A 21,597-nucleotide genomic window follows, 5' to 3' on the forward strand; every position below is an offset into this window, starting at 1 on the left:
GTCTGGCTGTGCCAATTGTATGTCAAAGATACAATATATGCCCTGTTAAATCAACTTCGCAGATGGGCTTGTCCCAAAAACCAAAAGCTTCTCCCTCAGAAGAAGCTTTTGGTTTAGAGTAGATGGATTGGTCCAGCTATCGGTTGATAACGATTCGCCGGGATACGTCGAATCCAGCTGATCGCACGCGGATGATGTAAACACCCTGGGCCAGACCAGACAGGTCGACGGCCTTACGCTCATCCAGCATTGCCACCCGGCTGGTAAACAAACGTTGGCCACTTAGCGAGAATACGTCAATATCGGCGTTCTGAAAATTTTCTATCGTTTCAATCGTAACGATTCCGTCGCTGGATGGATTTGGGTAGACGCTCAACCCGCCGTTCGATTCTTCAAACGTAAAGGCTCTTAGCGGGCTGTAATCCGAATAACAAGTCAGGTTGTTGCCATCACTGACGGCAAATGTTGTCTTGGCGCGGGCTGAATAGTTGGCCGTGACAATAACCTTAACAACGGCGCTACTCTGGGGAATCAGTTCAGAACCCCTTCTCCAATCGAACAGGTCTTGCTGGCCACCAGTTTGAGCTGGTAAAACGGCTTGCAGCGTATAGGTACCAATCTGTTCAACAGTTGGCGTCGGAATTTTCGGACGTACCGTTAAATTGATCGAACTTGTCTGGCCGGATTGACAGCCATAAACGTTAACGGCACGTAGTGAGTACGTTCCCGATTTATCCAGTGCGATGGATCGGCTGGTAGCGCTCGTGCTCCAGATGCCGGTGCTGTTTGCAGATGTGTTGGCAATCAACGCCAGCGATGAGTCGGCGCATACCTGCTGCTGCGGATCAGCGATACGGTTCGGTTGGCTGGCTAATGAGATGGTCGGTGTTGTCGGTTGAAGCGGTGCCTGCACGTCAACCGTTGGTGATAGGAACGTATTGCCATTCTTGTCTTTGATAACAGCTCTGTAGACGCCCGGTTGGGCAATCGACAGATTCTGTCCGGTTTGTCCGTTGCTCCAGGTATACTTACTGTATAGATTTGGTAAACTGACGGCTAAGCTATTGTTCGACGGCGTACACGTTACAGACACAACCGGCGATGGCAGGGGAGGCAAGGGACGGGAGCTGGCAAAGAAAACGGCATTTAAACTTTCAAACCAGGCTTGCCCAAGTTGTCTCAGGCCTTCCTGGCCAAAGTGTACCTCACCTTCGTAACGGGGCACTTGAATATTATCCGTAAAAGGACCGGCAAATACGTTGTTGTTATACGTATTGATAACGTCGTTCTGGGCCTGTATGATGTCCTGACTCACTTGTCCGGCATTGTAAGAAGAGCGAGCAAGCACCCAGGCCGGGTAACGATCCGTATCAGCACGGGTTTTGTTGATGATATACTGCATATCATCGCCGTACGCTTTGCGCGTAGAATGCAGCGGAACGTTATCGTTCTCGCCCTGTTGCCACAACACCGCCCGCAGGCCTTGTAATGAACAGTAATAACGTAGCGCGATGACCAGATTGGCATAGGGCATCCCTACTGGAAAATTCTCATCGGGCGTACCAAGCGCAAAAATGTTTTTAGTCACCTTCCCGTCCGAACTTTCGCGCCAGTTTTTGATAACCGTAGCCTGCCAGGCTGTATTGATAAACAACACAGGAACATTGTTCTGCCGAGCGATCAGATCACCCAGAACGCCCCAGCACCAGGCACTTTGGCCGCGAGGGCCAATTAGTGAGTTAGCACTTAACTGTTGAAACGTGGGCGCTGGCGGGTCGTTCAGCGACTGAGCAACTGTATTGTCGTAAACCACGCAGTTGACCCGATCATCCGCTGCTGCTACCGCTCCGAAATTCTGAAAACCTTGTGCATTCGACTGGCCGGTTATAATGAACACTTCGCCAATCCCTACTTTGCGAACAACGTCAGTGCCAATCGGTTTTCCCTGCGCAAGAACCTGTACCTCTAATCGGTACCAACCGCCTTTCGCTCTCAAAGATCCTTGAAAAACACCGCCCCGTGGATTCCGTTGCACTGTTACCCAATCGGTATTTATCCCTTGGCCGGCTACTTCGGCCACTACTCTTGCCTGAACGCTATCGATAGGCTGATAGTAGTTTCCCGAGAGGTAAATGGTGCTTGTATTGTCGTTTTCACGTTGAAAAACGGCCCGGCTCTCAGGGTACGTTAATTTTACAATCTGGCCAGTACCTTGCCCAAACCCTGCAAAGGGTGTGGTGAAGCCACAGAATGCCAGAACAAAAAATAATAGATAGTGCTTGTTCATTCGTCTTGTCTCTTACGTAGCGCTACTTATACGTATTGCTTCTTAGAAAAAGCAAAAATCAAACCGTCGGCAAAATAATACCTTACAGTTTGCAACCGGATCTGGATTGCATCTAAGTAAAGTACAAATTTAGCGCTAACTTTTATGATTGAACGGTAGGTTTGCCGATTATATTACAAACCTAGTATAATTCGTTTTGAGACATCAAAATCAGCGGCCTTCACGCGTATAATGTAAGGTCCGGAAGGGAGACCCGTTAGAACAAGCTGCTTGCGTTCGTCAACAGATGGAATAAGGTATGTATTGACTACCTGACCATTCAATGTGTACAGGGTAACTTGAGCATTGGTCAGATTAGCCTGCGTTTCCAGCAAGATAACCTTATCCGGGCTAGGATTAGGATACAGGCTGAGCCCTCGGTTGGTTAGATCGACAGTGAACGTAAAGGGAGCTGAACGTAGCGAAAAGCAGGTGAGTGATTCAGGGTATACAATCGAAGCGCGCGCGGTATAGGTACCCGATTGGCTCGCCTTAATAACCCCGGTTGAGGCAGCTAGTGAGTCGGTACCCCGGTACCACCGGTACTGCGTGCCGTTGCTCGAACTGATGGCCTCAAGCGTGTACGTTCCGATTGCATTGATCGTCGGTGCAGGCGGAAGCGGTCTTAATTCAACGGTCGTGCTACCTGCCTGAGCCGATATGCATCCATTTACGTCCCGAATTCGTGCTGAATAAGTGCCCGCCAGATTTGTGCTTATACTTTGTGTTGAGTCGCCTGTGCTCCAGAATACGGTATATGGTCCGTCAACCCGCAGGGTTATCCGGTCGCCTTCACAAATAATGGGTGGTCGAGTGGACGCGATGGTAGGTGTTGCTGGCAACGGGTTCACCTTTACAGCGATGATTGAGGAAAAAGGTGATAAACAGCCATTCTGGTCGCGGGATTGTACGGTGTAATTACCGGATGTATTAACCGTGATGGACTTATCGGTTTGGCCACTTGACCAGAGTACGGCCAGCGGACTGTTCGCATTTAACGTAACCCGGTTGCCTTCGCAGAAGGTGGTTGCGCCAGCAGCTGAAACCGACGGCGATTGAGGCAAGGGATTTACCTGGATGGCCACTACATCCGATGGCACCGATGTACAACCAAACTGATTACGCGTCTGTACAGCAAAATTGCCCGATTGGTTGATGGTTAAACTGCGGGTCGTTTGCCCGTTGTTCCATTGATACGCCACATCTTCCGGAGCCGTTAACGTAATGGTTCGATCGGCACAGAACGTAGTAGGGCCACTGGCTGCTACAACTGGTTTCGCTGGTACCGGATTCGTGACAACAACAATCGTATTCGACTGAGCAGACGTACACCCATTCTGGTCGGTTACAGTTAAGAAGTAAGACCCAGAAGAACCAACACTAATCGTCTGGCCTTGCTGACCGCTGCTCCAATTGTATTGCACATTGTTATTACTGGCACGTAGCACCGTGTTATCGCCTTGGCAGAATGTTGTTGGCTTTTCGTTAGCAACAACCGGCGTAGGTGGCAAAGGATTAACGGCTACGTTGACAACGTTTGATGTAAACTCACATCCCGTTACGTCCCGATAGCGGACGTAATAAGCGCCGGCAGATGTGGTTCGGAAGGTGCGGGTTGTGGCAACCGTTGCGTTATTCTGCTGATTTATCCACGTAACGCTCTCGTAGTTTGAGGTCAGTCCTAAGTCGCTGCCTTCACAAACGGAAGGGGGGCGATTGTCTACCACAGACGCAACCGGTTGGTCTGCAATTCTAACTTGCCCGGTAAAGAACGTATTGCCTAATCCGTCTTTCACTTTCGCACGATATAGACCAGACCCTTTGGTTATACTATTCCCCGTTTCGCCGGATTCCCATTGAATCGATGAATAATTGCCGTTGACCGTAAGCGTTACGTTGTTGTTTGGGGCACAGGCCACTGAAATAGCCGGAGCGGGAGATGGGCCAACTGGCGTCGAATTCTGAAAAAAGTTGTCATTCAGATTACTGTTCCATGCATTAGCCAAATCAATTAATCCTTCGAAATCAAAGTGCAAGCCCTCAGCCTCAAAGAGAGGTGCCCGTTTGCGAGGTACCTGAATATTGTCTGTTACTGGACCATCGAATACGTTCGGTGTACTCGTTATCACTTGGTTCTGAGCGGCTATAATCGCAGGGTCAGTTCCGCCAATAAAATCACCGTAACTCGTTCTCGCTACGACCCACGAAATATTGCGGCCGTAATCCTGGCGGCTCTGGTTAATTACAAACTGCAGTTCACTAACGTAACGGCTTGTTCCCGTATCAACCAAGTTATCGGCTTCGCCCTGCTCCCAGAGAACGGCTCTGACCCCGAGCATGTTGGCGTAATACTGTAACGCTATTTTGAGGTTGATATAGGGTTGACGGCCTTCATACGCCTGGCCATTATATATCCCATAAGCTATTCCTCCCTCTGGCGCACTTTCGCGCCAGTTGCGTACTGCTGTGCCGGTGAACGCTGCGTTAAAAAACATGACCGGTACATTAAGCCGTTTTACGAGAATGTCGCCTAATTGACCCCAGCACCAGCTACCTACACCCCGCGGTGCAATTGTAAAACCAGGTGTGTTATCTACAATGGTGAACGAAGGAGTTGGTGGGTCGTTCGGAAACCCATTATCAGGGTATCGATAATTAACACAGTTGACCCGGTCGTTGAGTGGGTTCGGAGCATTCTGGTGAACGCCCTGGGCATTCGACTGGCCAGCTATTACAAACACTTCGCCAACGCCGACGCGTTCGATGACCGCCGGATTGCCCACTTGCTGGTCCCCGCTCATGCCTCTAACTTCAAGATTATACCAGCCTCCGGTAGCTGTGAAATCACCTACATACGTACCCGCGGTCGGATTGCCCTGAATGATTCGCCAGTCCGTTGTTGTACCTTGCCCATCGCGCGCGACTACCCTGGCTTCAATACGTGTAATACTGCCTGTGGTATAATAGCCTGTAATTCGGAAGGTAGCCTGATTAGAATTATTTCTTTGAAAGACAGCCCGGCTGGTAGGAAACGAAATCTGGATCTGACTTAGCGCTAGAAAAGGAAGCAATACTAAAAATAAAGTATTTGTAGCAACGCAAAAGTGTTTCATAGTTGTTTAAACGCAGCTAATCAAGCAGAATGATCCCTACACAAATAATGGATCATTGAGCTGGCTCGTTAGCGGCCGTGAGATTTTGCCAAATTATATCTTTCAAGTGATCTAAACCTTGCTGAGTTACTGATGAAATAAACGCTACAGGGAGCTTCTTAGGCAAATTAGCTTTCAGTTGCTCTAAAGTTGCTTCGTCTACCAGATCCGTTTTGGTAATTGCCAGCATACGAGTTTTGTCCATCAATTCCGGATTGAACTCGTGCAGTTCATTCAGTAATGTATTATATTCTTGCTTAATATCTTCACTGTTGGCTGGAATCAGGAAGAGCAAAATTGAATTTCGTTCAATATGCCGCAAAAACCGCAACCCAAGTCCTTTCCCTTGTGAAGCTCCTTCGATGATGCCGGGAATGTCGGCCATCACGAACGATTTATAGTCTTTATAGGCTACGACTCCTAAATTGGGTACAAGGGTTGTAAATGGGTAATCAGCAATTTCAGGGCGAGCTGCTGAAAGTACAGACAAAAGTGTAGACTTACCCGCATTTGGAAAGCCAACCAAGCCTACATCAGCCAACAATTTTAGTTCTAAAATCACCCATTCTTCGCGGCCGGGCTCGCCAGTTTGGGCGTACAAAGGGGCCTGCTGCGTTGCTGTTTTGAAGTGATCGTTGCCTAAGCCACCCCGGCCTCCCGGAAATAGAATGAGCTCCTGCCCATCTTCGGTGATCTCGGCTAGCTTCTCATTTGATTCCGGATTCCGCGCAATCGTTCCAAGTGGAACTTCCAGTATAACGTCTTCGCCTTGGGCTCCACTTCGACGGCCACCTTCGCCAGCCACGCCGTTACCTGCTTTCACGTGTTTGCGGTACTTGAGGTGAAGTAATGTCCAGAGCTGTGCGTTTCCGCGTAAAATAATATGACCTCCCCGGCCGCCGTCTCCACCATCCGGACCGCCTTTAGGAGTGTGCTTTTCCCGCCGGAAGTGCACAGAACCTGCTCCACCCGCTCCCGAACGACAGTTAATCTTTACGTAATCTATAAAATTTGATGAAGCCATAGTTTATCTATTCCGCACGTTACTGAACCTCTGGCTCACCATCAGCGCTGTTAATCCATGGATTCTTCGATCTTCTGACATATTCCTTGGAATATATCGTCGATATCACCGATTCCATTAATTGCTTTGTACTTCTGTTGTTGGTCGTAATAGTCAGCTACAGGTTTAGTTTCACTGTTGTATACACTAACCCGCCGACGGGCCGTGGTCTCGTCACGGTCATCGGCCCGGCCCGATGTTTCACCCCGCTTCAATAAACGACGTATTAATTCTTCATCGTCTACCACTAGGGCGATCATAGTGGTGATCTGGGTATTGTATTGTGCTAACAGTTGATCAAGCGCCTGAGCTTGCGGCACAGTACGTGGAAATCCGTCAAAAATAAACCCTGCTGCTGACCGATTCTCTTGGAGTTTGTGATCAATCATGCCGATCACTACCTCGTCAGGAACAAGTAAGCCTTGATCCATCAATTGTTTGGCTCGTAATCCCAGTTCAGTGCCTGCTGCAATTTGCGACCGCAGCAAATCGCCCGTTGATAAATGAACCAAGTTGTATTTGTTAATCAGTCTTTCGCTTTGAGTGCCTTTCCCGGCGCCCGGTGGGCCAAACAGTACAAGGTTAAGCATATAGCCTCTAGTGGGTAGTGTCGTTCAGTCAAAAATTGCGCCCGCAAAGTTACAACTCCCCTTGGTAAATAATAATAATTGCTTTAAGCGGCTAGAGGTTTTTATTATTAGGAAAAAAACAAAAGAGCGCAGCCGTTATGACTGCGCTCCTCTATTCTACGTAACTTAACAGCTTCTACTCGCTGGCGGTTGATTTTTTAGCTGGTGCCTTTGTTGCTGGCTTAGCCCCTGGTTTAGCACTTGGTGCTGCCGCTTTAGGGCCTTCCAACGCCTTTTTGACATCGGCATCATTAGGATCTATTTCAAGCACTTTATTGAAATACTCCTTAGCTTTAGTTTCATCCTTTCTAGCTATGTTGTAACCTGCTAATGCTTTGTAAGCCGTTATCATGTATTTCTGATAGCTCTGCTTTTTAGCAGGATCCGTCTCGGCGTTTGCCTGCTCAAGAAACTTCTCATACAGAGGTACAGCCGTGCCATTCGCTAGGGCTTGCTTAGGATCGGCGTAATAAGTTGCTTGTGCACGATAATAGTAAGCTAGTGGATACGTCTGACCGTCTGCTTCAATTTTTTGGGCCATCTGAGCAAAAGCTGAGTCAGCTTTCAAATAATATTGCTGCTTAACCTGACGGATTTGCGCTGTATCCATTGGTGCCGCTGAGCTATCACGACCAACACGGGGAGCGTACTGATAACTAGCCAGTCCTAACCACAGATAATCATTATTTTGTGGCTTTTTATCGTTCTGAATCGTTTTTGTGTAATAAGTGACCGCTTTATCGTACCGCTTAGTATCGTAATATTTCTTAGCGATCTCACGGTAAAGATTCTCCGTCGTATCCAAAGGAGCCGCTTTTTCCAAGTTTACGATGCTCAACGAATCGCCCTCTGGGGTGCCTAATTGACCATTAGCCCGGCCAAGGTACTTATAGTCGTCATAGATAACTTTTTGAGGAGCATCCGCTACAAACTGATTCAAAGCTTGAACCGCTTCTGCATTTTTACCCAGAGCCGTGTAAGCCCAGCCATACATCCGGTTGATGATTGGGTTATTCACTTTACCTTTTAACTGGTCAAGGTAAGCTGTAGCACCCTGGTAATCTTCAGCCAAAAACTTATATCGTGCTACGTCAAGGAGTAACTCAGGGTCTTGTGTACCGCTTTTCTGAATGTACAGCTCATAGTTCTGAGCAGCACTTTTGTAAGCACGCGAGTTGGCTAAAGCATCTGCATAAGCCCGGTAAGTTGGAGCAAACTCAGCATCCGTCTGAATAGCTAACTTAAAGTAATCTTGCGCCTTCTGGTAGTTCTTTCCGCGCAGATACAAGCGACCAATCTTGTAGTTTGCTTCTGCCAGATTTGGGCTGATCGCTAACGCATTTTCATATTTCGAAATCGCGTTACCACCGTCATTCTTTAAGAAGTAAGCATCGCCCATCAACATTTCGATTTCGGCGTTCTCATTCTTCTTATCTTTCTCGTCGGCAATCGTCAGCAATTCCAACGCTCTGGCTGGGTCGTTCGTTTTTTCTGACAGGGTAAACATTTCAGCTCCCCGAATCAGTACGTCCTGATTTTTGCTTTTTGTGGCAGCAACTGCATTGTTAATAAGCGTTGTACCACCTGCCCGATCACCTTTCAACAAAGCTACTCCGCCTAACCCAACATTGTTAAGCTGGTTCTTGGCGTCAGCCGCTGCACCTTTTTCAAAGGCAGCTTTAGCTTGATCAACTTGGCCGCTTCTGAGGTAATAATAACCTAAATAAAATTGGTTCTCAGCCGATGGCGAACTACCCGCCAACTGGGTGAGTGTTTGACCTGCTTTGGTAAACCGCTCAGCCTCAATATCCTTGAGTGCTGTCTGGACGTCCTGGGCTTTAACAGGAGCAACCGCAATTGCTCCAACAAACAGGATGGTCAACAGCGATTTCTTCTGATTGTTCATCATGTATTTCAGGTTGGAAATGAGAAAAATGTTAGTGTTTATAGAACAGTCAACAAAACTAAATAATTGCAATTAAACCAAAAAACTTGCTTAGTCTACCAGATTAACCTCTCTATTATACGGTATTCTAGGCCATAAGCCCAATTTTCGAATAATAAGTGAGCCAGCATCCCGCGCTACGTAATTGATCAATCCTCCACCTAATCCCGGATGCGCTTCTCGACTCAGTATATAAACGGGACGTCGTAATGGGTACCGCTGCATGCCTAAATCTTCCTGAAAAGGCTGGTAATAATCATCTCTATTTGTAGGATTTGGCTTTGGCGAAACACCTACCACACGAAGATCACGAGCTAACTCGACAGATAAAGGCTCGTCGCCGTCACTGATCCAGTTTACACCAATAAATCCAAGTGCCGATGGGTTCTTACGCACAAACTCAACCACTTCGCGATTTGAACGGGTTGTGAAAATACGTAGCCCCTTAACTTCCTTTATTTTGAAAGTGTTTAATACAAACTCAAGATTACTGGAATTGTTATTGTCAAAGACCAGCGTTAAAGGCCCGGTCTGATTGCCTCCTTTCAGCTGTGACCATTGTTTTAGCTGACCGTTAAAGATTCCCTGTAATTCATTCATCGTAATAAGGCTGTCTGTGTTTTCCTTATTGATGATCAGAGCCACGCCGTCTGTTGCAATCTTCTCGGTTGCCCCTTTTATCTTCCGTTTGTTTAATACGGCCTGCTCTGAGGAAGTCAACGGTCGTGTAACTATCGCTAAACGAGCACTATCCTGAAGCATCATGTTGATAGCTTCCTGCTCAGGTTTATAAACAACCTTAAAGTGAGCGTCTGGATATATACCCGAATAAGCGGAGGTAAGCTGCATAACTAGCGGTTGAAACGACTCATCCGCTGCAACGACAATACTGCCCCGCGCTGGGCTGTCTAACGCCGGTTTATCATTACCACAGCTTAGAAAACCAGCTGCTAACCCGATACCCCACACAATACGTTTAATCATCTTCCTGAAAACGTTGATAGGCTCGATACGCCCGGTAACTCCCATATATTAATAGCAAAACCGCCATTCCATACCGAAGCAAACCGGGTTCAGGGAACACCCCAAAAGACTGAGAGGAGGCAATCAGTGCGATGCCTCCTCCCAAATAAGCCAGCGAAGCTAATACCGAAATATATAGTGTCAGCTGGGCTGGCCCTCGATTTCGTCCGCGCATAGACAAGTTATTCCAGCGTGAAGTTAATCGGCAAGTTGTATTTTACCCGAACCGGACGACCCGACTGTTTACCAGGGCGCCACTTGGGCATGCTTTTTACAACACGAGTTGCTTCTTCGTCGGTACCGAAACCTAAGCCTTTCAGCACTTGTACATCCTGAATACTACCGTCCGTATTTACGACGAAGCTTACGAATACACGTCCCGATACGTTTGCCCGCTGAGCGGCTGCTGGGTACCGCAGGTTCTTCTGCAGGTACTGACCTAGTGCAGCCATACCACCGGTAAACTCAGGCTGCTGTTCTACAACCGTGAAGATTTCTTCTTCTTTGGGAGCTGCCTCTACTGCAACTTCTACTTTCGTAGGAGCAGCTGTTGCTTCAGGTGCTGCAATCACTTCTTCAGCATTCGGATCACCTTCCTGCGTTTTCTCAGCTGCTACCGCTTCTTTCAACTCTTCAACGGCCGGAGGGGGCGTTTCTTCCGGTACCTCTTCATCCGGCTTTACTTCCGGTGGAAGGAATTTAACCGTGTTCACCTTCGGTACTTCAACCGGCGGTGGCGGTGGTGGTGGCGGTTCGTTTGGATCAATCGGCGGTGGTGGAAGCTTCATTAAGTCTACTTCAACCATTGCTTGTTCTTCCTGCTCGGGAGTTAAAGCGGTAATAATGGTTGGAGCAAGTACACCCAGCGTAAATAAAACACCACCAATGATCAAGGCACGAGTGACCGTCTTCGGATAGGCTTTCCTTAATTCGTAGGCGCCATATGCCTGGTTCCGGTTCGCAAACACTATATCATCAAGTGTCGCGTTTTGAGGAGTTTCTGCCATGGTGTTTATGCGTCTATCTTAACTTTGTCTTTGAGAAGCGTTTTCTCATCCGGAGTCAATACGTCCACGAGTGCGTACCGCTTTATTTTGGTGATGGCCATTTCATCCAGTACATCAACCATATTCTTGTAGGTTGACTGTTTCGTTGGTTTAATAACCACTACGAACTTATCTCCACCTACTTTCCGCGCGTTCTCCTGAAGGGCTTGTCTGAATTCGTAACCGTAACCTATGGTCTTTACTTCTGGGTCTTCGTTAGCCGCTTTACCAAAAATGTAATGCGCTTTGTTGTCTTTACCCAAGAAGACGGTCATTACGTTTGAAGCCTTGATTGGCTCAGTCTCTTCTTGTTTTGTTTTATCCGGCACGTTAAGCGTCATCGAAGACGGTTTGCTTAACGTAGTGGCAAGAATGAAAAAGGTGATGAGAAGAAATCCCAGGTCTACCATTGGCGTCATATCAACGCGGGTCGACGCTTTCTTGGAACGTACCTTACCACCGTCATGCTTACCACCACCGCCACCAGTGTTAATTTCTGCCATGGCAATTTGTGTTTAGTTGTTTGATGTCTGTCTGCTCGATTAGTAGCTCATTACGTAACAATCTGCTAATTGAACAGACAAACCCTCAAACAATAGTTAGTCGGCTTTCCAACCTGCCGGTGGAGCTTCCGTACCGGTAATGAGGTTGAATTTGTTGATATTCTGCGCTTGTAGCGTAGCCAGCACGTTCTTGAACTCGGGGAACTTGGCAAGGTTATCACCTTTCAAGGCAATCCGAAGTCCGTTGTTGGCCTTACGCGAGTTAAATACCCAATCTTTCAGCTCATTGTTTGCACCTGCGCCGGTCGAATCCGTAGGAATACCAGGCTGTTTAATTTTAGCCTGTTGTTCTTTAGGAAGGCTCAGGTACGACTTCAACTGATTGATTGGCAGACCGAAGTTTGACATCAGGGCAAATTCCTTTTTCTCTTTATCCGAGAAGGTAAGGCCTTTGGCGGCAGCGACGTTCTCCAGCATAGTAATACGATTTTGCTGGTTATCGATACCGAAATAGACTTTACCATCTTTGCCGAGACCAATGGTCATAATGTCCTTATCGGGGACTTTAATGCCGGAGATAGACGAAGGAGTTTCAATGCTGGCAGCATCCTGAGACCGAAACTGGGCCGTCAGGATAAAAAAGGTCAGCAACAAGAACGCCACGTCGGTCATCGCGGTCATGTCCACCGAAGAACTGGCGCGTTTAATTTTAACTGCTGGCATGAGTTATTCTGTTTCTACTTGCCCGATCAATTCGGGACAAGCGGGTTAATTGAAGCTTACTTTGCAATCTCGACTAATAGTGAGCTGCGAAGTTCTGCTGAATGCTCAGACCGATTTCGTCGATGTTGTACGTCAATACGTCAATACGGCTGGTGAAGTAGCTGTACATGATTGTTGCAATAGCAGCCGTACCGATACCAAGAGCCGTGTTTACAAGGGCCTCAGAGATACCCGTCGACAGAGCGGCCGTATCAGGCTGACCCGTAGCACCCATAGCTGCGAACGCGCGGATCATACCAAGTACCGTTCCAAGCAGGGCGATAAGCGTCGATACCGAAGCCAGCGTTGCAATGATAGTCAGGTTCTTCTCCAGCATTGGCAGTTCCAGCGTCGTTGCTTCTTCTACTTCTTTCTGAAGGGCGACCAGCTTCTGCTCTTTGTTCAGTTCGGTGTCGGTCGACAGTTGCTGATACTTTAACAAGGCCGTTTTTACAACGTTACCGATCGAACCTTTCTGACGGTCACACTCCTGGATAGCGGCTGCTACGTCATTGCGATCCAACAGGCTCTTCACTTTACGAACGAAATCGTCGATCGAACCTGAACCGTTTGCACGGCCGATGGTGATAAAGCGCTCAATTGAGAAAACAAGTACTGTTAAGAAACAGGTAAACAGGATCGGTACGATAAATCCTCCCTTGTACACGGTGCCAAAATAGTCTCCGGGTAGGGGTTCTTTCGTGTTATCTCCGTCCTGAAAGTGGCTGCCGTCACCAAAGACGAACATGTACGTCAGGATACCAATCAACAGCAGAACCGGAATGACAAATGCGGGGTTCAGACCGCCCGACGACTTCTTCTTTGGTGCCGATGCTTTGGCTGGTGCTGGAGAGGGAGTTTGTGTTTTCATTGGAACTGGACTGTAGGGTTAAAATTAAAAGTTGGTTTGCTCGGTAAAAAAAGTGAAAAATTTAGACTCTTTCGGTTTGCCCATCTAAAAATTTGATGGAAATGCCTTCAAACCTTCACAAAACTATGGCTTTTCTATCTAAAACCACACAAAACAACGGAGCAAATCTTTCACTATTATGGCAATCCAGTAATATTTACTTGGACATATTTTACTCTAGAGAGAAAGCTATATCCGGTGACCAAGCTTAATAAATCCTTGTTTGTCAATTAAACACACTCATTATCTCCGGTCTAAACAGTTAGGTATTCTTACGTTGGTGGTCCAGTGCTCATAAAATATTTGTTAAGAGTTATAGTCATTGTTCACGTTGTCGACTAACTGCAGTTATTAGACAGATGCAGGAATAGGATGAATTCCACAACGGTTTCCAAATATTTTCTGATTTAGTCTTGGCCGATTACAGAAGAAGGTAAAATTCGCTCAGGAAGGAATGTGAACACTGGTAATAAACGCATAAAGCCGACTCTTTCGATAAGAGTCGGCTTTAGTATGTCGGGATGGCGGGATTCGAACCCACGACCTCTTGCACCCCATGCAAGCACGCTACCAGGCTGCGCTACATCCCGAATGGGTTCGCAAAGGTAAGAACTATTGACAAGTATGCAATGGATAATCGGTCAGTTGACCAATTATCCATTGCCTGAATTAAATCAATTTCGTCCGCTTCCCTGGGTAGCAGGAGGCTGATTTGTGCGCCGTTGCTGCTGCATCGGGTTTTGTCCCTGCGGACCAAAACGTTGCTGCTGTTTGAATAACTGGAAGCGCGTCGGTTGAGCAACCCGTGGAAATGAGTTATTCTCGGTGTCGATGTCAGCGATCTCGTAGAAGGGGTCAAGCGTCCACTGGGTCACCTTTTTGGACGTAGCAACTACCTTCTTGATAGCCACATCGTTGAACCGCCAGATCTCGGCCGGGAAGCGCGCTACCGAATCAGTACCGTCTTCGAACTGCATACGTACAATGACGGGCATCGGCACCCCACCTTTGTTCTTCAGAGAGAGCGTATAAAAATTGGTTTTAGCACTAGTCTCTAAATTTTTACGTTCGTCTTCGCTCAACGTAGCCAGATAGTCCTGATACCGTTTACGATCGGCGTCGGTAACGGCGTACGGATCGTAGCTGTTGTAAAAATCTTTCATTGTCGAGTCTTTAGCTACCACCGTTTCCGCCTTTGTGGCCGCATCACGTTGTTTGCTGATGGTACCGGCCCGACGCTGGGCTTCGGCCCGAGCGGCTGCTTTCGACACTTCCGGATTCCCAGTATCTACCTGATACCAGTCAACTTCTACCAGGTCTTGATCTACAGGTTCAACGCCGTAGAACCAACCTTTCCAGAACCAGTCCAGATCGACGCCCGAAGCGTCCTCCAGGGTGCGGAAGAAGTCGGCCGGTTCGGGCGACTTGAAGGCCCACCGACGAGCGTATTCTTTGAAGGCGTAGTCGAACAGTTCCCGGCCCATCACCGTTTCCCGAAGGATATTCAGGGCCGTTGCTGGCTTCGCGTACGCATTAGGTCCGAGGCTTATTACGTTGTCCGATGAAGTCATAATCGGCGATAGAACCGACTTATCCGACTTCATATAATCGACGATGTATTGGGGTTCGCCCCGGCGGCTTGGGAAGTTATAGTCCCATTCTTTTTCGGCCAGATATTGGCAGAAGGTATTCAAACCTTCATCCATCCAGGTCCACTGCCGCTCGTCGGAATTCACGATCATGGGGAAGAAGTTATGACCCACTTCGTGGATAATTACCCCAATCATACCGGCTTTTGTCTGTTCAGAATACGTACCATCGGCTTCTGGGCGGCCACCGTTAAACGAAATCATGGGGTATTCCATACCACCACCTGCTGTGGCATGGCAGGAAATTGCTACCGGATATGGGTACTTTATGGTCCGATTGCCGTATGATTTCAACGTATGCTCAACAACACGGGTCGAATATTGTCCCCACAGCGGATTGCCTTCTTTTGAGTAAAAAGACATGCTCCAGATTTTGCGACCGTCGCCGTATACATCGGTTTGCATAGCGTCCCAAATGAATTTGCGGCTGCTGGCAAAGGCAAAATCCCGTACGTTTTTTGCATCGTAAATCCATGTTTTCTTGGCTTTTGCGTCACCGGGTTTCGCTTTCTCGGCCGCTTCGGCTTCAGCCTGCGTTACGATGACAACCGGAGTTTTGGAGTTTGCGGCTTGTGCCATCCGTTTCTGCTGCGTAGCCGAAAGTACCTGCTTGTAATTCTGACATTCGCCAGTAGCACCAACGACGTGATCGGCAGGGGCCGTAATGGCAACTTTATAATTACCGAAAATCAGTGTAAACTCACCCTGTCCTAGGAACTGCTTGTTCTGCCAGCCGTTTACGTCGTTGTAGGCGCAAAGGCGTGGAAACCAGTGGGCAATGAAGTAATTGTAGTTGCCGTCCTTAGCAAAATACTCCATACCGCTACGTCCATAGTATTCGGTAACGTAGTAGTTCCAATCAACGCCAAACGAATAGCTTGCTCCGGGCTTCAATGGGCTGGGCAGGTCAATCCGCATCATGGTTTGATTGATGGTGTACTTCAATGGACTGCCTGACTTCGCATCTTTAACCGACGTAATCTTGTAGCCGTATTTATCAGATGCTTGCTGGCTGCTACGTTCACGGACAGAGGTTAGGTTCTGAAGCTGAGCGAAGCTCATCCCGCTCTCGTTGACGCCACCCGTACGGGTAACGCTTCCAGTCGAGCCTTTGGCAAACAGGTTCTGATCCAGTTGCAGCCAGATGAATCGCAGCTCGTCTGATGAGTTGTTATGATACGTAACGACCTCCGAACCAATGATCTTTTGATTGGCATCGTCCAGTTCGACCTTAATGTCGTAGTCGGCCCGGTTCTGGAAGTAATCTTTACCCGGTGCCCCCGCAGCCGTGCGGAACGTATTAGGGGTCGGTAGCATAGGTCCTAACTGTTCAAAACGGGTGTTCGCGTTTTGCGTCGGGGCCGTTGGTGCTTGGGCTAATAAAGCAGCTGACCAAAGAGTCAGGCTAGCCAGCAACACGATTTTTTTCATGGTTTACTAGAAGTTAAATACGTTGGTTAGTTACGACTGCTGCCTTGTCGGGCCGGTGCTTGCTGACGCTGTTGCTGCATCGGATTAGGGGCAGCAGCTCCACCCTGCCGTTGTTTGAATAACTGGAACCGGCTGGGGTTGGCGACCGGCGGAAACGAGTTGTCTTCGGTGTTGATGTCGGCAATTTCAAAGTAAGGGTCAAGTGTCCACTGCTTGACTTTCTTGGTCGTCGCAATCACTTTTTTGACCGATACGTCGTTGAACCGCCAGATTTCGGCCGGAAAACGGGCTACCGAATCAGTACCATCCTCAAATTCCATCCGCACAATAATAGGCATCGGAATCCCGCCTTTATTCTGTAAAGACAGGGTATAAAAATTCGTACCAGCTTCGGCCGTCTGGCGTTCTTCGGGGGTTAATGTGGCGAGGTAAGCCTGATACCGTTTCCGATCTTCGTCCGTGACGGCATACGGATCGTAACTGTTGTAAAAGTCACGCATACTGGAATCCTGAGCTACTACCGTTTCAGCCTTCGTTGCGGCATCGCGCTGTTTGCTGATGGTACCGGCCCGGCGCTGGGCTTCGGCCCGGGCGGCTGCTTTTGTTACCTCCGGATTCTGCGAATTGACCTGGTACCAGTCGACTTTTACCAGCGCCTGATCAACGGGCTGCACGCCGTAGAACCAACCTTTCCAGAACCAGTCCAGATCAACGCCCGAAGCGTCCTCCAGGGTGCGGAAGAAATCGGCTGGTTCAGGCGATTTAAAGGCCCACCGACGAGCGTATTCTTTAAAGGCGTAGTCGAACAACTCCCGGCCCATCACCGTTTCCCGCAGGATGTTCAAGGCCGTTGCTGGCTTTGAATAGGCATTTGGTCCAAACGTATTGGGCAGAATGTTATCCGAGCTGCTCATAATGGGCACCTGCTGATTTGAATCGACTTGCATATACGGCACAATGTATTGTGGATCGATGCCATGAGCCGGGAAGTCGGCATCCCATTCCAAGCAGGCAAGTCCTTCCAGAAACGTATTCAAGCCCTCATCCATCCACGACCACTGCCGTTCGTCGGAGTTGACGATCATGGGGAAGAAGTTATGACCAACCTCATGAATGACTACCGAGATCAGGAAGTTCTTCGTCCCAACCGAATACGTTCCGTCTGGTTCCGGCCGGGCACCGTTAAAGCTGACCATGGGGTACTCCATACCGCCAACCGGACCATGCACCGAGTAGGCTACCGGATATGGATAGCCAAACGTCCGGCGCGAGTAGGAGCGGAGGGTATGCGCGATGAGTCGGGTGGAATACTGCCCCCACAGCGGATTTGCTTCTTTCGGATACAGCGACATGGCCCACACACGTTTGCCTTCGATGGTAGGTTGCAGGGCATCCCAGATAAATTTGCGGCTGCTGGCAAAGGCAAAATCCCGTACATTATCAGCTTTGTAGATCCAGGTTTTTGTGCCGGTCGGTTTGGCGGACGCGCCCCCGGCCTTCTCGGCGGCTTCCGCTTCGGCCTGAGTAACAATCAGTGTAGGGTTTTCGCCGGGTTTGTCGCCTTTCGTTTTGGCTTCGTTCCAGCGTTTCAGCTGAGTTGCGGTCAATACCTGCGTTGGATTCTGGAGTTCACCAGTAGCGCCTACAATGTGGTCGTTGGGTACGGTTATCGCGACTTTGTAATTGCCGAAGATCAGCGTAAACTCGCCCTGTCCCAGAAACTGCTTATTCTGCCAGCCTGTTACGTCGCTGTAGGCACATAGGCGCGGAAACCACTGGGCAATTTCATAGATGTAATTACCATCTTTCGGGAAAAACTCATACCCCGAACGGCCACCAACGGCTCTGGCATCGGTGATGTTGTAATTCCAGTCAATCGAAAACGTTACCGTCTTGCCCGGTGCAACTGGCTGCAGCAGATCAATCCGCATCATGGTCTGATTGATGACGTACTTCAGCGCTTTGCCGGATTGATCGCGGACAGCGGTGATCTTATGCCCATAATCCTTGCCGACCAGACCTGAGCTGGGATCTATCTGACGAAGGGAGGCACCCCGCTCGGCGTTGATGCTGCTTGTTTTAGCAACGTTGCCAACAGCGTCAGGCCGAAACAGGTTTTGATCCAGTTGAAGCCATAAATAAGGTAGGGCATCGGTTGAATTGTTGTGGTATGTAATGGCCTCCGTACCCGTTAACTTTTGTTTTGTATCGTCGAGCGTAGCTTTGATATCATAGTCAGCACGGTTTTGAAAGTAGTCTTTGCCGGGTGCTCCGGAAGCCGTACGAAATGTATTGGGCGTTGGTAACATGGGCCCAAGCTGCTCAAATCGGGTATTAGCCCGCTGCGTCGGTGGGGTGGGTGCCTGAGCCCGGGTGTATCCAATTGAAATGGCTAAACTTGTTACCAGCAAAATTATCTTTTGCATAAAGAAGGTTCTAGTTGTTGATATGAGCGATAAAATTACAAAAAAAGAGGTTCTCTAAACGAGTTCGCTGTGAATTGAAGGTGGCAACAGGAAGCCGGATGCGGTTTAGTTTAGCAAACTCGCTAAGTACTCATTGTTGATGAGTAATGATATAGCCATACCGGCTACGATACCGGATATCAGTAAGGTCCAGCGGAGTCGGCTTCTACGTAACATATCGAGCACCACGAACCCGATTGCCAGAATAATCCCTACAATTACTAACTGGCCAATTTCCAGGCCGATGTTGAACGCAAGCAGGGGTTTGATAATGTCGGCTTCACGCCCCAGCAGGCTCCGCAGGTAATTCGAAAATCCCATGCCGTGAATCAGTCCGAACAGCAATGCCAATGTATAGCGCCAGGGGCGGTTGGGCTGGCTGACGGGTATAAGCGAACGGGTTTTCGGTTCGTCAAAAAAGAAATTCGTGACGGCGGTAATAAGAATAGTAACCGGAATCAGCAGCTCGATAAGTTCGGTCTTGTAGGTAATCAGTTGCAGCGTTGCCAACGCCAGCGTAATGGAGTGACCAAGGGTAAACGCCGTTACCAGGATGAGCACCTGGCGCCACTGCTGAAGGGTGTAAACCGCACACAGGGCGATGACGAATAAGATGTGATCATAACCACTGGGGTCAGTGATGTGGTCGAATCCAAGACCCAGGTAGATGAAAAAATCAGACATTACTTAGATACGGCAAGGCGAATGAATAAATGGAGGCAATAGAATGAACCAGTGCTTGCTTGTCGGTATGTTGGTATAATTATTCCCGAAACCACTGCGCATACAATACGTAGTTGTTGGCGGTTCGCATAAAAATTTCTTCCTGCTCGGCTGATACAGGTTTGAGCAGTCTGGCTGGGTTTCCGGCGTAGATGGAACCGGGAGGAACTACTGTATTTTGAGTAACAATAGCGCCCGCTGCAATGATGCTGCCCGTACCGACAATGGCCCCATCCATGACAATAGCGCCCATGCCAATGAGCACTTTGTCTTCCAGCGTACAGCCGTGCACGACTGCATTATGAGCAATGGACACGTAACTGCCAATGGTAGTTTTGTAGCGCTGATACGTACAGTGAATTACGGCCCCGTCCTGAATGTTGGTTTGGTCGCCGATTGTAATCGAGTTTACGTCGCCCCGCACGACCGCGTTGAACCAGACGGTGCAGTCACGCCCCATCGTTACGTCGCCAATAATCGTAGCGTTTTCGGCAAACCAGCAATTTTCGCCGAACTGAGGATGAATACCGCGAACAGATTTTAGTAAAGCCATAGCGCAAAGTTAACGTAAAGAATGAGTTGAAATAAGTCGATTGGGGCTTGTTAAGCGGATCGACGTATAGACACAAAAAAAGGTCTGGTTCAATGAACCAGACCCACTTAGTACGTTGATGGACGTACCACTTATTTCTTGTCGACCTTTTCCTTCAATTTATCCATGGCGTCTTCAATATCGTCGACCAGGCGATTGGTTTCCCGCTTCACTTTTTTGAAGTCGTCTTCACTAGACCGCTGCACTTTGTAGTACGAATCAGCGAGTTGCCGACGCTTGTCCTCCAAGTCTTTCACGCGGTCCTCGCGGGCTCTTTTGTCCTTACGACTTTCGTTTTTTACCTCTTGTTTTGCGTCGTCGATCTGTTCGTCGAGTTTGTCCATTTGCTCACCAATACGGTCGGTTAATTCCCGACGGTCGCGGTTGGCAGCCCGATCATTGTCCCGGTCGTTGTCTCTACGGCTGGTGCGGTCAGATCTGTCGCGATCGTTTCGGTCGCGGTCATCATCCCGACGACTATCTCGGTCGTCATACCGGTCCCGGCTATCCCGGTCCCGATCATCCCGACGATTGAACAGATTGCCTATGCCTCGTTGATCATCGCGATCCCGGTAACTATCGCGGTCGTCCCGGCGATTGTCACGGTCTCGATCATTGTAGCGATCCCGACTATCCCGATCGTCCCGATCCCGGTCGTCGTCCCGACGGTTATCACGGTCATCGTAGCGGCTACGGCGATCATCGTCCCGATCATCCCGTCGATACGAATACCGGTCGTTGTTGTAATCCGATCGATCGTCCCGGTTATTATACCGACGACTGTCGCGATCCCGATCGTCGTACCGATCATTGGAGGAGTATCGATCCTCGCTCATGCGGTCACGGTCGTACGAGTCCCGGTCCCTATAGCTGTTATACTCTGAGCGTCCGCTGTACGAATCCCGATCGTCGTAATCCTGGCGATTCCGATCGTTATATGAGTACCGATCCTCATAAGAATCTCCACCCGATAGGCGACTGGGCCGATTGTCCCGGTCGTCGTACCGATCACTGGAAGTTCCGTATGGATTCCGGTATGAATTAGAATTCCGGGAGTCGCTTCGAGACCGATCATTCTGGCTCATCCGATCATTGCCCCGACGACTGAACAAACCCCGTTCTTCCTGATCGTCATTGTCCCGACGATCCCGGCGGCTGTAGCGCTCGTCGCGGTCATTGTCGTTATTGGCTGTCCGGCTGCGCGAGTCCCGATCGCGTGATGTCCGGTCATACTGTACCATTTCCTGACGACTATTCCGGGAGTCGCCATAAAGCCATCCTTCAACAGTTGCGCAGGATGATAGTCCAATTGTAGCGGCCAGCATTGAAGCGACTACCCATGTGTTCCTTTTCATAACGTTGGATCATTTGTTGATAA

The 21,597-nt window shown here is 48.9% G+C and carries 16 protein-coding genes and 1 tRNA gene; all 17 read right to left on the reverse strand.

Annotated elements, in window-relative coordinates; translation table 11 throughout:
- Positions 1–136 precede the first annotated feature (136 nt).
- Positions 137–2,287, reverse strand: a complete 2,151-nt coding sequence (locus ACYVIY_RS14910) for a T9SS type A sorting domain-containing protein (RefSeq protein ID WP_460977163.1) — start codon at positions 2,285–2,287, stop codon at positions 137–139.
- A 173-nt stretch (positions 2,288–2,460) separates the two neighbouring features.
- Positions 2,461–5,397 (reverse strand): T9SS type A sorting domain-containing protein, encoded by a 2,937-nt coding sequence (locus ACYVIY_RS14915; RefSeq protein WP_460977164.1) that lies wholly within the window; start codon positions 5,395–5,397, stop codon positions 2,461–2,463.
- Positions 5,398–5,491: 94 nt separating this feature from the next.
- Positions 5,492–6,502: a GTPase ObgE gene (gene obgE / locus ACYVIY_RS14920; protein WP_460977165.1), complete on the reverse strand. Its 1,011-nt coding sequence runs from the start codon at positions 6,500–6,502 to the stop codon at positions 5,492–5,494.
- Positions 6,503–6,552: 50 nt separating this feature from the next.
- Positions 6,553–7,131 (reverse strand): adenylate kinase, encoded by a 579-nt coding sequence (locus tag ACYVIY_RS14925; protein WP_460977166.1) that lies wholly within the window; start codon positions 7,129–7,131, stop codon positions 6,553–6,555.
- 175 nt (positions 7,132–7,306) lie between these two features.
- Positions 7,307–9,079, reverse strand: coding sequence for a tetratricopeptide repeat protein (locus ACYVIY_RS14930; protein ID WP_460977167.1), 1,773 nt, complete (start codon positions 9,077–9,079; stop codon positions 7,307–7,309).
- 87 nt (positions 9,080–9,166) lie between these two features.
- Positions 9,167–10,099, reverse strand: a complete 933-nt coding sequence (locus tag ACYVIY_RS14935) for a PstS family phosphate ABC transporter substrate-binding protein (protein WP_460977168.1) — start codon at positions 10,097–10,099, stop codon at positions 9,167–9,169.
- Positions 10,092–10,313, reverse strand: coding sequence for a hypothetical protein (locus tag ACYVIY_RS14940; protein WP_460977169.1), 222 nt, complete (start codon positions 10,311–10,313; stop codon positions 10,092–10,094). The genes ACYVIY_RS14935 and ACYVIY_RS14940 overlap by 8 nt, the downstream gene beginning before the upstream one ends.
- A gap of 7 nt (positions 10,314–10,320) precedes the next feature.
- Positions 10,321–11,145, reverse strand: a complete 825-nt coding sequence (locus ACYVIY_RS14945; protein WP_460977170.1) for an energy transducer TonB — start codon at positions 11,143–11,145, stop codon at positions 10,321–10,323.
- 5 nt (positions 11,146–11,150) lie between these two features.
- A complete protein-coding gene (locus ACYVIY_RS14950; RefSeq protein WP_460977171.1) occupies positions 11,151–11,687 on the reverse strand; it encodes an ExbD/TolR family protein in 537 nt (178 codons plus the stop codon).
- A 96-nt stretch (positions 11,688–11,783) separates the two neighbouring features.
- Positions 11,784–12,410, reverse strand: coding sequence for an ExbD/TolR family protein (locus ACYVIY_RS14955; RefSeq protein ID WP_460977172.1), 627 nt, complete (start codon positions 12,408–12,410; stop codon positions 11,784–11,786).
- Positions 12,411–12,483: 73 nt separating this feature from the next.
- Positions 12,484–13,320 carry a MotA/TolQ/ExbB proton channel family protein gene (locus ACYVIY_RS14960; RefSeq protein WP_460977173.1) on the reverse strand — a complete coding sequence of 279 codons (837 nt, stop codon included), beginning with the start codon at positions 13,318–13,320 and terminating at the stop codon, positions 12,484–12,486.
- 555 nt (positions 13,321–13,875) lie between these two features.
- Positions 13,876–13,949, reverse strand: a tRNA-Pro gene (locus ACYVIY_RS14965).
- An 84-nt stretch (positions 13,950–14,033) separates the two neighbouring features.
- Positions 14,034–16,439 (reverse strand): M1 family metallopeptidase, encoded by a 2,406-nt coding sequence (locus ACYVIY_RS14970; RefSeq protein WP_460977174.1) that lies wholly within the window; start codon positions 16,437–16,439, stop codon positions 14,034–14,036.
- A 26-nt stretch (positions 16,440–16,465) separates the two neighbouring features.
- The gene (locus tag ACYVIY_RS14975; RefSeq protein ID WP_460977175.1) at positions 16,466–18,865 is read right to left on the reverse strand and encodes a M1 family metallopeptidase; all 2,400 of its coding nucleotides are present in this window, start codon (positions 18,863–18,865) and stop codon (positions 16,466–16,468) included.
- A 105-nt stretch (positions 18,866–18,970) separates the two neighbouring features.
- Positions 18,971–19,588 carry a HupE/UreJ family protein gene (locus ACYVIY_RS14980; RefSeq protein ID WP_460977176.1) on the reverse strand — a complete coding sequence of 206 codons (618 nt, stop codon included), beginning with the start codon at positions 19,586–19,588 and terminating at the stop codon, positions 18,971–18,973.
- Between the two features lie 79 nt (positions 19,589–19,667).
- A complete protein-coding gene (locus tag ACYVIY_RS14985) occupies positions 19,668–20,180 on the reverse strand; it encodes a gamma carbonic anhydrase family protein (RefSeq protein ID WP_460977177.1) in 513 nt (170 codons plus the stop codon).
- A 131-nt stretch (positions 20,181–20,311) separates the two neighbouring features.
- Positions 20,312–21,574 carry a hypothetical protein gene (locus ACYVIY_RS14990; protein WP_460977178.1) on the reverse strand — a complete coding sequence of 421 codons (1,263 nt, stop codon included), beginning with the start codon at positions 21,572–21,574 and terminating at the stop codon, positions 20,312–20,314.
- Positions 21,575–21,597 lie beyond the last annotated feature (23 nt).

It is taken from the genome of Spirosoma knui (assembly GCF_054780635.1).